Raw genomic sequence first — 14,821 nt, forward strand, 5'->3', positions numbered from 1 at the left:
TCATGAAACGATTTATACGGACGGTTCCTGGGGCCTTGTTGTTGATTCTGACGGCTTTACAGCTGGCGACGGCGCAGCAGAACTTTACGAAAGGCGACAGTGCGTCATTTATTATTCACTGCCATACGGCGCTGGAAGATTACGTCAGTTCGTTGAACGCAGCCGGTTTTTACTGCCAGTCGCAGGGGGAATTCAACAGCAAACAACAGGTGTTGATTGCGCAGTCATTTCTCGGCAAAGATGTGTTTGTGTACAGCGATCTGGCGTCCGAACCCTACCCGATCGAGCAGTATTCGCAGCAATTCCGGCTTTATAAAGGCAATGCCGAAGTCAATCTGGATCAGGAGAAATACGTGCTGAGTCAGAATAAAACGGGAAAACCGGTGCTGATTGTGTACGTGACGCAAACGACGGAGTTTGAAAAACCGGGCACGAGCCGCACCAAACGGACGACTCCGCTGGCCATTCATTTTGCCTTCGATTTCAAGCCGGAAGCAACGGGTTTTGAACCCCAGAATTACCGGATTGTCCGGATCGAAAAGGCGGACGCCATTCCAGCGAGAGCCGTGCCGTTTCCGGCCGGAGTTAACCTGATTGCGCTGCGCGAGCGGGAACGCAGCCTGAGCTGGGCGACCTACCGGCTGGCTAAAAGCATCGCTGAAACCTTGCCTGATAAGAAACGCGCCGTGGTGATCCGGAAATTTTCGTATGAGAACAGCCAGCTGACCAATGCCTTTTCCGACCAGTTAGCCGATGAACTGCGGCATCGCCTTAAAACCGATCAGGGAATTCGGGTGGTGGCCGACGAAACGAGCCAGGAGCAGGGCATTCGCGGAAGTTACCGCGAAAGGGGGGGGCAGGTCGAAATTACGGCGGAACTTTTTGAGGTGGGAACCGACAAAAGCGTGACCAAACTCAAACCCAATCTGGATTTGCCGACCGTCTGGGTGCAGCAAAAAGGACTGAAACTGAAACCGGAGGATAACGATGCGGCCATTGCTACCCAGCAGGCCATCGTCGTGGATGCCCCTGCGCCAGCGGAAGCCGCCAAACCGGAAGCCCTGCTGGTGACGATGACGGCTTCGGGAAAGACACGAAAAAATCTGGAATTCTGGGAAAATGATACGATGACGGTTCGGGTGCGGGCCAATAAGCCCTGCCACGTGCGGCTCGTGTATGTGCAGTCCAACGGCGAAATCGCGATGCTCTGGAAAGATCTTGAAATCAAGGCTGGTGAGGAAAACAAAGACATCGTATTTCCCGAACAGTTCAAATGCATTCCACCTTTCGGTCAGGAAACGCTGATTGCGGCCGCTTCGACCTCACGGTTCTGCCCAATCGAAACCAAAGAAAATGAACACGGTGCCGAGATCATTGTCGGTTCGATGAAAGATGCGCTGAAAAACATGCGGTGCGTCGATCGTGGGTTTACCCGAATTCCGCAACTGGCAGAAACGCGGCTTGTGCTGACCACCCGTGGTTCAAACCTGATGAGTCAAAAATAACCAATCGCCTATTGAATCGAACTTTCTAATTATCCTGTCTAACCCATTCACGTATGAAAATGCTGCGCTATTCGTTTCTGATGACCCTGCTGCTGTTGCTGCCAGCTATCCTGTTCGCCCAGAAGCGGGAAAAGAAGAAAAAGGAAGAAGAAAAACCGGCCGTGGTAGCCCCTCAACCTGTTGTTGAAGACAAACCGGTGGATGATGTTCCGCGTAATAAGAATGCAAAAGGGACAATCATCGAGTTTAAGCCACCTTATAATCACATGCTGGTGCTAGCCGAAGATGATGAAGAAGGGCGATATCGCCACGTTTTCCTAACCGATTCTACGCTGTTTCCGAAGCATAAGGTTTCATATAATAAAGACAAGCGGAAACCGGTAAAACCGAAGGATTTAATCTCTCGTTCTTTTTTTCGGGCAGGGATGGAGATCAATTTCCATTTCGATCATTACCAGAGTTCACTGCGAAATGTGGCCAAAGAAATTTATTTGGATGATGATTATTTTGGTAATGCGAAGGTCAATGGGATTCTGGAATTCCGGGATGGAAATCGGGCAGTAATTGATGGCCATGAAGTCCGGCTGGACAATGGAGCCGTGATCAAAGGGGAGGAGGAATGGAAAAACAAGACGTTCACCACCTTTAATCAGATGCAACTGGGAGCCGAATTGACGGTACGCGGTCGGCGTGATACGACAGGCGTCATTTTTGTAAAAAAGGGGACCATGCGGCCAGTTGATATCACTAAGGACGATTTGATGATGCGCCGAGCCATGAATCGCGCCATGGTGATGAACAAGGATGTTCTGCAGATCGGCAAGGAAACCTCATTCCGGTTTGTCACGGATCGGAACATCTTTGCGTACGTCAACGACATTGGTCAGAAACTGATTCCGGAATACCTGAAATCGCTGGATATTGAACACCCCGATTTCATCAATTTTAAGTTTTATCTCGTTCACGATGACTCGTTCAATGCATCCGCTTATCCGAATGGGACGGTTATTGTGCATACAGGCCTACTCAAACAGCTGGAAAACGAGGCTCAACTGGCGGCCATTCTGGGCCATGAAATTGCGCATGTGACCCAGCGGCATCATACCAAAAGTTATCGAAACGGAAAAGACTGGCAGGCATTTGCCGATTTTAGTAACGTAGCACTCGGCACGCAGGTTTCCTCCGATATTCCGGCTCAGGTGATTCAGGCAGCGAAAGATATGAAGTATAGCAGCTATGATCGGAATCAGGAAACCCAGGCTGACCGGATCGGTTTGCAGTACATGTTCAACGCTGGGTATGATCCTCGCGAGGCTGCCAAGATATGGGATAAACTGGCGCGGGAAGAAAAAAACGATATTGAATCGCCCATCGAAGCCGAAGCCCTGCAATTTGCGATGAATGCATCGAGTACCGGTGAGCAACGAGCGGACAATAACGATCGGGCAAAAAAAATGGCTGCAATGGGTCAATCAATGCGAAAACAGGATTTCGCATTAATGATGTTCCGGAATGTGGCGGCTAAAAAAGGGGAGTCGGTCTATGCGTCTCACCCGCGTTCCCGCGACCGGTATAACCACGTCAACTTCCTGCTATCGACGGCTTTTGCCTTCAAGGATTTTGAGAAACTGTCGACCGGCGAGAGCGAGTTTAAAAACATTCAGTCGAAGATAACGGCGCCCGCTTCAACGCCCGTACCGACCTCTACTCCGCCCGGATCCGGAAGCAATGGACCTAAACCCCCCAAGCCACTCAAAACTCCGAAAAGCAAACCCGGCGGGAAATCTTTCGTAAAACCTAAATGATTCTAACCCCAACACCGTGATGCGCTTTATTTGTTATCTATCGCTTGTGAGTTTTGTCTGTCTGTTGGGCCTTCGGGCCCACGGGCAGGCGAAGCTGCATTTTATTGTTTTTGCCGATACCGACGATACGAGTCTCGGCGAAGCGAACCGGAAAACCTATAATTACCTGACGAACGATTTTGGCCCACACGCGGCTCAATACGCCGGGCTGGCGCTGGAGATGTCGACGTATAGCGGAAACCGCTGCCGGGCCGCCGAACTGGATCAGAAACTGGCTTCTCTGAACGTCGGAAATGACGATGTTGTCCTTTTTTACTTCATTGGGCACGGCTGGAACAATCGCACAAACGAGTATCCGTCCCTGATTTTTGGCAATGCCGGGGCCGACCGGGCCACGCTCGAAACCAGTTCGCGCAACCTGATGGCGGTTTATGAGCAGATTCGGGCCAAACACCCCCGGCTGGCGCTGGTGATCGGCGAAGCCTGTAATAAGGAACGGAACGATGATCCACCGGTGACCAGCAAGCGGGAAGCCATTCCGATGAAACCGGTCACGCCCGATCCGGCCAAGTACAAATGGCTGTTTCGGAATTACGCCGGGAGTTTGATCATGAGCAGTTGCAAGCGCAATCAGTTCTCGTTCAGCGATCCGAAAGGGGGCTGGCTGGGGGTATCCCTGCACACGACATTCGATAACTTACTGGGCGTTACGGCAAAAGGAATGCCGTCCTGGGAGAGTGTTGTTAAAATGACGACCGAACAGACCGAAGCGGCCGCCGTCAAAAATAACCAGAAGCAGAATCCGCAGCATATCATGGCCATCGTACCTTTCAAGGGCAATGGGAATGATAATCCTCCGCCCCCTCCGCCACCGCCGGGAGATGGTCCCTGCCCGCCCGTGGATAGCTACGTCAACGAAACCGCTCTGGCGGGAATCCGGGAAGATTTGCCGTTTCTGCGCAAAATGGATGAGGAAATCAGTACGGACAACGCGGCCCAGTTTGCAAAAACCTTTGACACCTTTTATAAAAACCAGAAGAACTTCTACGATTCCCTGAATAAAATGCTTTTCTACGAAAGTGCCGAAATGCCACCACGTTGTCAGGCGAGTTTTCAGCAGGACACCCGTTGGGTCAAAAACAGCACGACGGAAATCATTCGCCGGTATCAGATTGTTGTCAAATTGAGTAAAGAACCGCAGCAACTGGTGGCACAGGCCCGGAGCGAATTGCCCTCGCTGATCCTGCGGCTGGAGGAGATTTTGAAGAAGCTCGACAAGTAACTCAATGCGCTGATCGGTGGTGAGGTTCGGGATGGAAGAAAATCAAATGTGCCCCGCCCGTGAGCGGGGCACATTTTTGTCCGTTTCACTCCTGAGATTTGGAATTTTCTTCTACGATTTTTTGGGCGAGCCAGTTGCCAAAATCGTTCCAGAACTTGCTGTAGGTCTCGGATTGCTCCAAAACGGAATTCTTTGACGCTAAATAATAGTCAAGTTTGCCCGTATCGCCCATGATGACGATTTCGCCCGTAAATTCATGGGATTCTTTCGTCGGGCAGCCATCTCCGCGCACGCAGGCAAGAAACGATGAGGTTGTAAGGAGTTTTAGTGTTTCGGTATCCTCGTTATAGGAGTCAACGGTTATTGTGGTTTGGGGCTGTTCGCCCGAACCCGGCGCCAGCTTTTTCATGTACTCACTGGTCAAATCATCCATAAACCGTTGTGCCTGCTTCATTCGGAAGTCCTTCCTTTCCTGTTTCAGAACCTCGGCGATTCTTCTTTTTTCGGCTAGGGCAGCAGCTTCCGCAGCGTAAGAGTCGTCCACAGCCATAGCAGTATCTGACGCTATTGTCACTGAATTGTCGGCTGTAGTACTTTCCGTTTGTTCACCAGATTTTGTTTCACAAGAGACAATACCCAAAAGCAAAAAACAAATTGATGCGAGTAAAAATGGTTTGGTTTTCATGTGTATGGTTGTTTAAGAAATTGTGGAATGATTGCCTTTACTCCCTTTCTGATCGACCCGCGATGCGTTGGGCAAAGGATAGCCAGGCTCACAGCATTTCTGGGGCTGCGGCTGGAAGAGAATCCGCCAGGTAGCTTTGTAGGAAAGAGTACGCGGTTCAACGGGCGTACACCGAACGGTTTAATGCGGACCGGGATTGAAACTGCGTAAATAGTTGGCTAATGCCGATTGCAGTGTTCGGCCCTGGTGAATCGAAAACGGAATGATGTTGATCGCAACGGAGTAGGCGCCCCAGTTGTTTTCGGTTTCTTTGTCGTTGAGTTCCAGCCCCAACTGACCCGCTTGGGTGGCCAGAAAGACAGTGCCGTCGGGCTGATCGAAATTCGCCAGCGTCGACCGGTCCGGAGCCGCCAGCAAATTGGAGTACGGTTTTCGGACGCAGGGATAGTAGCTCTGACCCAGCCTGACCAGCACGACACCGTGATTCAACTGGGCGTATTGCGGTTTGTTGTAGATCTGCCGACCCGTTGGCATTCCGGTTGGGGGAATGTTTTGCGTAAAAAAGCCCAGTGAGGCCCGATCGGTTATTTCAACCAGCACCAGATCGCCGGCGGCCACCTGTTGTCCCGTCGGCATCACATCGGAGGTTGTGGCCGTAAATGAGGTGATGTTCGCGACCGAAAGCTGGCGTTGCACTTCCGTTCGAAGATCCTCACAGACACTGCTCCAGAGCGTAGAGGCTCCCCATTCGTTGGGGCCGGGGAAGGGGCCGGTTCCCCGGCCGATGGACTGAACAATAATATCCCCATTGGGTTTTGCCACCACCTGCCGGTCTACTTTTCCGGGGTGGAGCGGGTGATTTGAACGGGTGTAATTCGTTAATGTGTACGTCGGCTTATTTAATTTGACGGTAATATCTCCATCGCCCAGAATCGGGATGTGCACGGTGTATGTTCCACAGTCGACCACTTCCATGGTTTGCTCGGTGGGCCCCGCAAATGAAACACTGCTCAGAAGCGTTTGAAAAACAAAATCGACGGTGCAACCTTTCTGGCGTTTATTGCAGATCACCGGCCCACTGACGTCGTAGAAATGGGCGTTCGAATTGCTCGGATACGTGTCCCGGATATCTGGGCAGTTACAGACTAGTTTTTGGCCGACGACCTCATAGCCGCCCATCAATAGAACGGATAAAAAAAAGCCGGAAAGAAGAACCGAGCGAAGGGCTGATCCTGGTTTCATAAACATGATGTATAGAATGAATAATGAGGTAGGAAACGGGTTCAGATCGGGCCCACGGTTTTTAGGCGTGAGCCCGATTGATGATTGGGAGAGAAGAGTCAATTCGAAGGGCAGTTGACCTTGTAATTCCAGATGGTCTGGCCCGTAACCCGAACCGTTACATACCGGCTTTTGGGCTTGATAATCTGCTGGATGGGTCGGCTCGACCAGGTATCGAACCAGGTACTGCCATAGTACGAAAACAGCGGTTTGGTGTCATCGTCGATGTCGGCTTTGCGCCCATCGAAAACCTCGATCTGATCCGGAACGGCATCCGTGTAATAGTCAAACACGAAGCTGGTGCCTTCTTTTCCAAGGTCATATTCGGCGGTAATCACCTTAATCTCATTGCTGGGGTAACTCTGACCATCCTGCCCGCCGTTGCATTGGGCAATCGGAATGTCGTCGTGCACTTCCAGGTCAGATTCACTCAGCGTATCTGGTTCAACCACGGCCGATGAATCCGGTACAGCGCTTTCGGCGGTATCCGTTGCCATCACGGGTGATAGCGGTCTTGGCGTCCGTTTGTGGCGTTTTAAGGCGTTCTGTAACTGATTCTGCGAGATTGGTTTTTCGTTTTTAGCGAAATAATAATACGCCACCAGCCCGGCCACCAGCAAAGCCGCCAGCAGCAGTAGCAGACCCAGGCAACCAAAACCGCGCTTGATGGGTTTCAGCGGATCGGGAATAAAAACCGGGATCAGGTATTCGACCTGGCTCCGCTCGTGCAGGTGGGTTTTAACGAGTGGTATTTTTTTGTCTACCGCATCGTAGCAAGCCACACTTTCACCGTAATACGTGCCGTTCAGGTTCACTTTGCCGTTTTCGTCGGCCTGCACGGGGAGCTGCATGCCCTGGTAATCGAGCCGTACTGTGTGTCTGGGAACCGTGCGACCGCGCTGGTCGACCACCCGGAAAAGCATCGGAAAGGGCAGCCGCTCCAGCAAAACCGGATACGGTTCCGCCGGATTTCGTTCATCGACGAACACCGGCTGCCGGTTGACCTGCTGGCCCTTGGCGTCGTGTTGATAAACCGTGATTTCGCATAAATACGGAACGTCCACGATCGTTGCCATTCCATTTTCGTTGGTGGTGAGGGTGCGCTTCCGTTCTTCAAATTCCACCAGCAAAGGCTCATTGGCGGCTATTTGGTTGGTAAAACGGTACGTAGCCTGCAGCACCACGGGAGTGACGCCAAACGGAATGAGTTTTCGGATGATGTTGCGTTCGGGCTTCTCCTGCTCGTACGTGAACCCCCAGTTGGTCAGCGTAAACCGGGGGCCCTGGGGCGTGTTGAAAACCAGAATATGTTCCGTCGATGGCACTTCCAGAAAACTTTCGACACTTTGGCGCAAATTCCGGTAACTGCCCCGATCGTATTGCCCGCTGCCTTTTTTTACATACCGGATAATGTCCCGAAACAGGAAATTGACCTGTTCGTTCAGCACGGGCAACAAGTGCTGCTGCTCTTCGGCCGGATATGAAGCCAGCGTGCGGTAGTCGCCGGGATAGTCACCATACCAGGTGATTTCGTCGCGACCGGCACCGGTAATTACGGGTTCCGCAAACAGCCGGTCGTGGCCTTCGACAAACAATCCGCGAACCTGTTCGTAGCGTTTGACATTTTCCCCAACGTTAAAAAAAACGGGACGGATGCGTTTCAGGGGCGTAGTTAGTAACTCACGTTTCATATCAGAATGCTTTCGGATGATTTAACAGGCGTTTGGCGGCCCGGATGTCTATCTATTCCAACCGGTGGAAAAGGTTATCACGGAATTTTAGCCAAGAGGCCGGAGCACAAAACGGTCGACAAAAACGCGTTCTCCTTCCTGCCAGGCTTCCCGTTCGAACGTCGTTTGCTGGTTGCCGTGCTGAACCGTAATCTCGAAAGGGACCGGTTTTCCTTTGGGCGAACGGCGTTTGTAAAACAGGACTTCGATGGTGTAGAACCCCGGATGTGCTTTTTCCCAGTAAGCATTTTCCTGCGGGTCGTTCGTGGCGGTGGTCGCATCGGCATTGGCGTCCAGATCGAGGATGCCCGTAAAGTCTTTGAAGTGAACTTCGCGGTCCTGGTAACTAAGAAGATTGTTGCCCGGGTCGGTGACGAACAAATCCAGGTCGTCGGTCGAAAACCAGCGGAGATTGACGCTGAAAGCCCCCCGTCGTCCCCGCAGTCCGGCCGGATTCAACGCAATGACGGGGCTGTCCTCACCGGTTTCCAGTTCCACCCGTTCATCGGCATAATCCGGATGTGTTACGTACACGACCGCTTTTTCGTCCCGACGAACCACCACCGCTGGAAACAAAACCCGACCGGTTTCCAGGCTCCGCTGAGTGGTGTCAGAATGGGCCGTTGTGATTCGGACGGTGGCTCCGCTGACCGGTTTTTGGGTTTCGAGATCGACCAGTTGCAGGGGAAAATCGTATTCGTCCAGCTGCGGTTGCAACACCAGCGTGGTAATGAGGGGATAAAAACCGTCGAAAATGAGTTCGGCAACGGTTCGTCCGGCGGTGAGCGTGGTCGAGGCCGCGGCAAAAGTCGGGGCGGTTGCTTCAACCTGAAACGTCAGCGGATCGATCGGGACGATGTGCTGAAAACTGACATTCCCGTCGGCATTTGTGGTCAGGTCGTAGGTCTGTCCACCGTGTTGCAGCGAAACCACAGCATCCGCGATGGGAGAATGATCGGCAGCCCGTACGACTTTGGCATTCAGCATCATTCGTGGCGGAACCGACTGCCGCGTTAGTTTATGAACCAGCCCCCGGGCGGGGTTGAAGTCGCTGCTCAGGAACCCCCAGGACGTTAAAACCGGTCGTTTGCCAACCAGATACAAGCCCGTATCGTTCGGAATTTCAAGGCACTCGTCCAGCAGTCGGCGCAGGGCGTCGGCTTCGTGGTAGCGTTCCAGCTGCGCAACCGCCAGGTCGGCATAGTAACGCAAAACGGCCCGGGCTTTTTCCTGCCAGTCGGGCGACAATTCCCGGTACGGCAGAATCGGTCCGGGCAGTTCGCTAAACCAGCGAATCTGCCCGGTTTCGATGACGGGTTCGGCGAAAACCGCGTGGATTTGAGCCACTTCCAGCAAATCCCGCAGGGTCTGATACCGTTTGACTCCTTCGCCGATTCCGGAACCAAACACGGGGCGCAAGCGGTCCGTTGACGTAACGGCGATCAGTTGCCGACTCATGGCTGATGTTTCAGTTTAGTAATCTCCCTTTTCAAACTGTCGAGGGTAGCAGCGCAGACATCTTTAGGCTCCAGCCGGCACGCTTCCAGGGCTTTATCCAACTGAATGAAGGGGCCGATCGGTTTGTCCGGATTACCCACGTGCGGATTTCCGGTTTCGACCAGAATGGTCCGGATGCGATCCGGTGAGAGATCGGGGCGCAGCGAATACATCAGGGCGACCCCCCCGGCGACAATCGGGGTGGCCATGCTGGTACCGCTCATGTAGTCATATTGTCCGCCGGGCACTGCGTTGTAAATCTGAACCCCCGGTGCCGAAACCGTCGATAATACACCGTAATTGCTGAAAGGCGCGCGCTGAACGAGACCATGTTGATCCGGTATCCCATCGGCCGATACATTGATGGTGTAAGGGGTGTTGTTCATGGGGTCGAAACCGGCCGGAATAGCTTCGTTACCGGTTGCTTTCACGATGGAAATGCCATTGCGGGTGGCTTCGCCAAAAATGGTTTCGTAGACCCGGAGCTCGGTTTGGTAGGCCGGACTTTGCTGGTACGTGGCCAGAAAGGCATTCTGGTCGGCTTCGGGAAGAGCCGCCAGTTTCGTGGCGGTCGCGGTGGGAATATGGCTGCCGAGGGATAAACTAATGACTTTCGCACCGTTCTTGATCGCATACTGAAGGCCAAAAACAACGGCCAGCAAACTGGGCTTATCGGACCCCACCTGGACCGCCATCACCCGGCAATTGGGCGCAATACCCGACGTTCCGGCGTTGTTTCCGGCCCGTCCGGCCACCGTAGCCGCCACGTGGGTGCCGTGCCGCCCGCCGATGGGGCTGTCCAGATTGATTTTTCCCGACTCGGTGGTCATATTTCGGGTCTGCACAAGCTGGTTCTGCAGTTCGGGATGCCCCGTGTCAAAACCGCCATCCAAAACCGCTACCAGCACCTGATCCGAACCACGCGTAATGTCCCAGGCTTTAAACGCACCAATAGCTCCGAAATACCAGTTTTTGGTTTTATTGGCCAGGTCGGGATCATTGGGAAGTGCACTCGTCTGAAACAGATTTTCGTCAAAAACCAGGTATACTTCCGGCATTTTCTGAAAGCGGCCCCGCCAGACTTCCCGCTGGCTGGTTGGAATCTGAATCTGCAACGCATTCAGCGTGGTGTCAAAAGCGACAACCTCCAGCTCTTTATCGGGATACTGGCCTTTGACTTTGTCGACGAAAGCCACCAGATGAACCTCTTTTTTCAGGAAAATATTCAGCCGATTGCCCACTACCGGTCGATGCAGCGAGTCGGTTGGATTGGTGATGATCTGGGTCGTATCGACCGGCGCAATCACTCCCTGCGGACGATCGGGAAGGTTCGGGCTGATGGTCCGCCCGTTTACCGGTATATCGACTCGTTCGTCACGCCCCGGCAACCAACCCGGCAAACCCCAGCCAACGGGCCAGAACCAGTAGGCCAACGCCAGCAACAACAGAAGCAGCAATAAGCCCAGCAACCATCCGAAGCAGCCGCAACCGAACGATCCGTCGGATTGCCGACGCCACCAGAACCAGCGGGGTTTCCACCACGGCGGTTTTTTTTCGTCCTTTTTTTCCACGGGCAAAACCGGAACGGGCGGGGGAGTGGCCTCCGACTTTAAGGGAGTATTGACCACCGGCGGCACCACCGGCGGTTCGGGAATCTGGTGTTTCAGGTATTGATTCACCCGAAACCGCTCCTGCCGACTGCGATCCGATTCGAACCCCCAAAGCACCAGAACGGCCTGATCGCCATTGGTCAGCACGCATTCGGGGCCCGGCACTTCGATGGACAGCCGCAGCAGTGTTCCCACCTGCTGGGTTTCCTGCTGCGTCGATTTTTCGAGTTTATCGGCCAGGTCGCGAATGGCCGAAAGCTGGCTGTCGAGCAACTGGCTGATGCGAACCCGATCGGGCGCTGGCAGGCTGGACAGGGGCGTTCCCTGCTGAAACCGGTCGGAATACCACTGAGCCTCGGTGCGCATACGCTCGTTGGGCGGTGGAATGAGCGGTTCCGCCAGCAGTTGCGCATACTCGTTTCCGAGGTGGCTGCGCAGCAAATCCCGGAGTTGGTTATAACGCGTATAAACCGGTTGGGCCAGCCAGATTACGGGTCGGTAGGCGGATAGAAACGTACTGAAAATGGGGTAGTGGGCGGGCATGAGAATGACAGGCTAACCGGTTATTGACACTGGAAACCAAGCTCTTTAATGATCACATCGAGCAATCCGTTGACGCGGGCTTTTTCGGGATCGGACAGGTTGGCTTCGCGCAGGACATTGTACTCGAACGATTTATCAAAACCGCTGAACCACTGGCTGTAGAACGACCGGGCCGGATCGTCGACGGTAGGAATCAGCTGATCCTTCGCCGGAACCTCCGCCAGTTGGCCGTCGTAGATGGGGCTGGCAACGTTCGGCGCCGACTGGTACATGGCCTTGTTGCTGAGCTTGTCGTCCGTACTGACCCGCGACCATCCGAGCGTATTGACGAACTCGTTAATGGCCGCCCGGCTTAGCGCTACCACCATTTCGAGGCTGTCGGATTGCTGGATGTACGGGCTGACTTCCCCGGCCAGCCGCAGCTTTAACTCATCCCGTTCCAGACTCCGCTCGATTTCGTCGAGCAGCGTTTTGACTTCGTTCTCGGCCAGGCCGAACCGGCTCTGAAATTGGCGGTCGGTGCGCAGGTCTTTTAGCTGCGAGATCCATTGGCCGAGCAGCGTTTCAGCGTAACGCGTCGCCAAAACCGCTCCCGGTGGTTCCTGGGGGGGGAGCAAGTCGCTGACCGATTCAAAATTTAACAGGTCATCCAGAAACCGGTCGAGATCGGCGGATTCGTTCGATTGCTCGCGAACGGCCTGCGTTGATTCGATCTGTTGCAGGAACAAATCCGGCTGACTCATCACCTGGCGGACCAGTTCACGGTCCCAGAGGCTGTTATCTTTTCCGTTGACAAACTGTTCGGCCACCGTCAGCGAAGCCAGAAACCGTCCGAATTTTTTTTCGCGAATCAGGCGCCCTATCGGTTTGCGCAGCAGATCCCGGCGTTCCCGCGCTTTGATGAGTTTTTCCTCGACCGAACCGCCCTCGTAGTGATGGCACAAAGCCGCACCGGTTTCCTGCCGGACCACCTGAAGTGCGTCCCGGATCTGCTCCATTTTAATAGCCGGATGACAGGCTGGCAGCAGGTATTTCAGCAGGTAATCGATGCCGTTCCGGCCCGGTTGCGTCGCTTCGGTCCAGGCCGTCATCGGATCGTGAAAATGCCGGACAATGTGGTCGCTGTTCGTAAACGACCGGGCCATATCCGCAAAAGCCGGTTCGTAGCGTGGATTGTAAGCTTCAACGCCTTCCACCACCTGATACGATACCCGGCAATAGCTGGGGTCGCGAATCATGAACGTGTTCTTGAACCCGTTGCTGGCACCGTTCCAGCTTCGGGTCCATTTATCGGTCGAAACCTTGTCGAATTCCTTGTCGAAAAACCGGTCCAGCCGTTTTTCCCAGATGTGGTCATACTGATCCGTCTGACCAACCCGGTTGGGGTTGCATTCATCAATCTCCACGTTGATCTTGGTCAGCACCAGAAAAAACGGATTGATGCGATCGACGCCCACCCGAAACTCCTGCGGAACCAGGCCGTTCAGCGTTCGTTCGCGTTTGTCGCGCTCTTCGGCCGAGCGTCCCACGTTTCGGCCGATCCACTGGCTGATCATGCTGTTGATGTTGAGGGTGCCTTTTACTTCCGACTGCATGTTGTGCATGCAGAACAGCAGGCTGCTGATCCCGAACGAATCGTTGTAGGCATTGAACAGGTAAAAAACTTTTCCGCGCAGAAACGGGTCCATTTTTTTGGCGACTTCCGTTTCCTGCTGGAACACATTTTCCGGAGAGCCTTCCATGCTGCGAGCACCGGGAAAGTCCAGAATGTCAGCGTGTTGTAAAAACCGGCGTTGCGGGTGTTCTTCAACGGATTTGGGCAGCGGCAGCACCAGCTCCGACGTTAAACCGGTCAGTACGCTCCGGCTCAGCGAGACCCGCTTTTTGTCCCGGGTTGTAACTGTCACCGTGTTGGTCAGGCTAGTGGCGTCGTCCATTTCATACAGCCGCATCACATCGACAATCGTTTGTTTTTGCGGAGCAACAGCTTCCAGCCCCACCCAACCTTCGGTTTCAAAACCCAGTTCAACCAGTCCCTGCGTGAGTTTGTTGAACAGATTGGTCATGAACGAGTCTTCGTGCCAGAGCGGTGCGAAAATCAGCCAGCGGTCGCCGGGGCGAATGAAAGGGGCAATAACCGCCACTTTTTCCCAGTACGAATACCGGCGCAGCGTACCGATCAGGTCCATGCCCTGAAAATAGCTGGCCAGGTAATCGCGCAAATCCAGCACGTCATCTTCCTGCATACCGCCCTGTTTGGCGGGCTGGCGCAGCGATTCCAGCTGGTTCAGCCGTTGATCCAGTTGCTCAAACGTGAGCTTTTCGGGGTATTTGGAGTTGATGATGTTGTACTGATAGCCGATGGCCATGGTTTTGACAATGTCCGACTGGCTCAGCAACCGCAGCAGATAACCGCCCTCGTTGTTCTGGTGGTTGGTCGTAAACCGCGTCACCACGCCGGTGGCTTCCGTGCCGCCACCCACCGGATTGATGTCGTCAATGAAACTGATGGGGCCGTTGTGGCCAATGATCTGCCGAACGGTTTCGGACGGGATGCCCGCCGATTCGATCTGTAAGGTGGTCTGTTCGGGCGTGCGGGCGACACCGGCTACCAGATATGATTTTCCAACCTGGCTGATGCCCATCATGGCGAGGGCGGGGCGCATTTTGGCAGCTTGCTCCAGTTTTTTGGCCCGTCGGCGGAGTTTTCCTAACTCATCGATCGTGCTCAGCCGTTTTTCGGGTTCTTCGTATTGCGTCAGCCATTCGGTACCGCGCCGAATGATTTCCTGTAACTGTTTGCTTTCCTGAGAGAGAGAAGGGAACATATTGTATGGGTTTCGAGCTGGTTCGTTAATCTATTCCTGAAAGGGTCGTCAGGTT

General features: G+C 53.8%; 9 protein-coding genes. 3 read left to right on the forward strand and 6 right to left on the reverse strand.

Translation table 11 applies throughout. The features are described from left to right. Window positions 1-2 precede the first annotated feature (2 nt). Genes EHT25_RS26145 through EHT25_RS26155 form a run of 3 tightly spaced genes read left to right on the forward strand, consistent with a single transcriptional unit; the run spans window position 3 to window position 4,592 of the window. The gene (locus EHT25_RS26145) at window positions 3-1,505 is read left to right on the forward strand and encodes a DUF4384 domain-containing protein (RefSeq protein WP_124878153.1); all 1,503 of its coding nucleotides are present in this window, start codon (window positions 3-5) and stop codon (window positions 1,503-1,505) included. Window positions 1,506-1,558: 53 nt separating this feature from the next. After that, window positions 1,559-3,310 (forward strand): M48 family metallopeptidase, encoded by a 1,752-nt coding sequence (locus tag EHT25_RS26150; RefSeq protein ID WP_124878155.1) that lies wholly within the window; start codon window positions 1,559-1,561, stop codon window positions 3,308-3,310. Window positions 3,311-3,329: 19 nt separating this feature from the next. Then, on the forward strand, window positions 3,330-4,592 hold the full coding sequence (locus tag EHT25_RS26155; RefSeq protein WP_124878157.1) for a caspase family protein: 1,263 nt from the start codon (window positions 3,330-3,332) through the stop codon (window positions 4,590-4,592). Between the two features lie 85 nt (window positions 4,593-4,677). Here EHT25_RS26155 and EHT25_RS26160 read toward each other — a convergent pair whose 3' ends face one another. From EHT25_RS26160 to EHT25_RS26185, 6 genes are all read right to left on the reverse strand, one after another. Then, window positions 4,678-5,277 carry a hypothetical protein gene (locus EHT25_RS26160; protein WP_124878158.1) on the reverse strand — a complete coding sequence of 200 codons (600 nt, stop codon included), beginning with the start codon at window positions 5,275-5,277 and terminating at the stop codon, window positions 4,678-4,680. Window positions 5,278-5,457: 180 nt separating this feature from the next. Next, on the reverse strand, window positions 5,458-6,519 hold the full coding sequence (locus EHT25_RS26165) for a hypothetical protein (protein WP_124878159.1): 1,062 nt from the start codon (window positions 6,517-6,519) through the stop codon (window positions 5,458-5,460). 98 nt (window positions 6,520-6,617) lie between these two features. Next, a complete protein-coding gene (locus EHT25_RS26170; protein WP_124878160.1) occupies window positions 6,618-8,249 on the reverse strand; it encodes a hypothetical protein in 1,632 nt (543 codons plus the stop codon). 87 nt (window positions 8,250-8,336) lie between these two features. Beyond that, the gene (locus EHT25_RS26175; protein WP_124878162.1) at window positions 8,337-9,746 is read right to left on the reverse strand and encodes a carboxypeptidase-like regulatory domain-containing protein; all 1,410 of its coding nucleotides are present in this window, start codon (window positions 9,744-9,746) and stop codon (window positions 8,337-8,339) included. Continuing rightward, entirely contained in the window at window positions 9,743-11,938 is a 2,196-nt protein-coding gene (locus EHT25_RS26180; protein ID WP_124878164.1) for a S8 family serine peptidase, read from the reverse strand. The genes EHT25_RS26175 and EHT25_RS26180 overlap by 4 nt, the downstream gene beginning before the upstream one ends. Before the next feature lie 20 nt (window positions 11,939-11,958). After that, window positions 11,959-14,766 (reverse strand): virulence factor SrfC family protein, encoded by a 2,808-nt coding sequence (locus EHT25_RS26185; RefSeq protein ID WP_124878166.1) that lies wholly within the window; start codon window positions 14,764-14,766, stop codon window positions 11,959-11,961. Window positions 14,767-14,821 lie beyond the last annotated feature (55 nt).

This window comes from Larkinella rosea, assembly GCF_003858635.1.
GTDB lineage: Bacteria > Bacteroidota > Bacteroidia > Cytophagales > Spirosomataceae > Larkinella > Larkinella rosea.

Excerpts from the sequence above, each read along its gene's own strand:
- EHT25_RS26185 (WP_124878166.1), bottom strand. The coding sequence starts at position 14,766 with ATGTTCCCTTCTCTCTCTCAGGAAAGCAAACAGTTACAGGAAATCATT.
- EHT25_RS26155 (WP_124878157.1), top strand. The coding sequence starts at position 3,330 with ATGCGCTTTATTTGTTATCTATCGCTTGTGAGTTTTGTCTGTCTGTTG.
- EHT25_RS26160 (WP_124878158.1), bottom strand. The coding sequence starts at position 5,277 with ATGAAAACCAAACCATTTTTACTCGCATCAATTTGTTTTTTGCTTTTG.
- EHT25_RS26145 (WP_124878153.1), top strand. The coding sequence starts at position 3 with ATGAAACGATTTATACGGACGGTTCCTGGGGCCTTGTTGTTGATTCTG.
- EHT25_RS26175 (WP_124878162.1), bottom strand. The coding sequence starts at position 9,746 with ATGAGTCGGCAACTGATCGCCGTTACGTCAACGGACCGCTTGCGCCCC.
- EHT25_RS26150 (WP_124878155.1), top strand. The coding sequence starts at position 1,559 with ATGAAAATGCTGCGCTATTCGTTTCTGATGACCCTGCTGCTGTTGCTG.
- EHT25_RS26170 (WP_124878160.1), bottom strand. The coding sequence starts at position 8,249 with ATGAAACGTGAGTTACTAACTACGCCCCTGAAACGCATCCGTCCCGTT.
- EHT25_RS26180 (WP_124878164.1), bottom strand. The coding sequence starts at position 11,938 with ATGCCCGCCCACTACCCCATTTTCAGTACGTTTCTATCCGCCTACCGA.
- EHT25_RS26165 (WP_124878159.1), bottom strand. The coding sequence starts at position 6,519 with ATGAAACCAGGATCAGCCCTTCGCTCGGTTCTTCTTTCCGGCTTTTTT.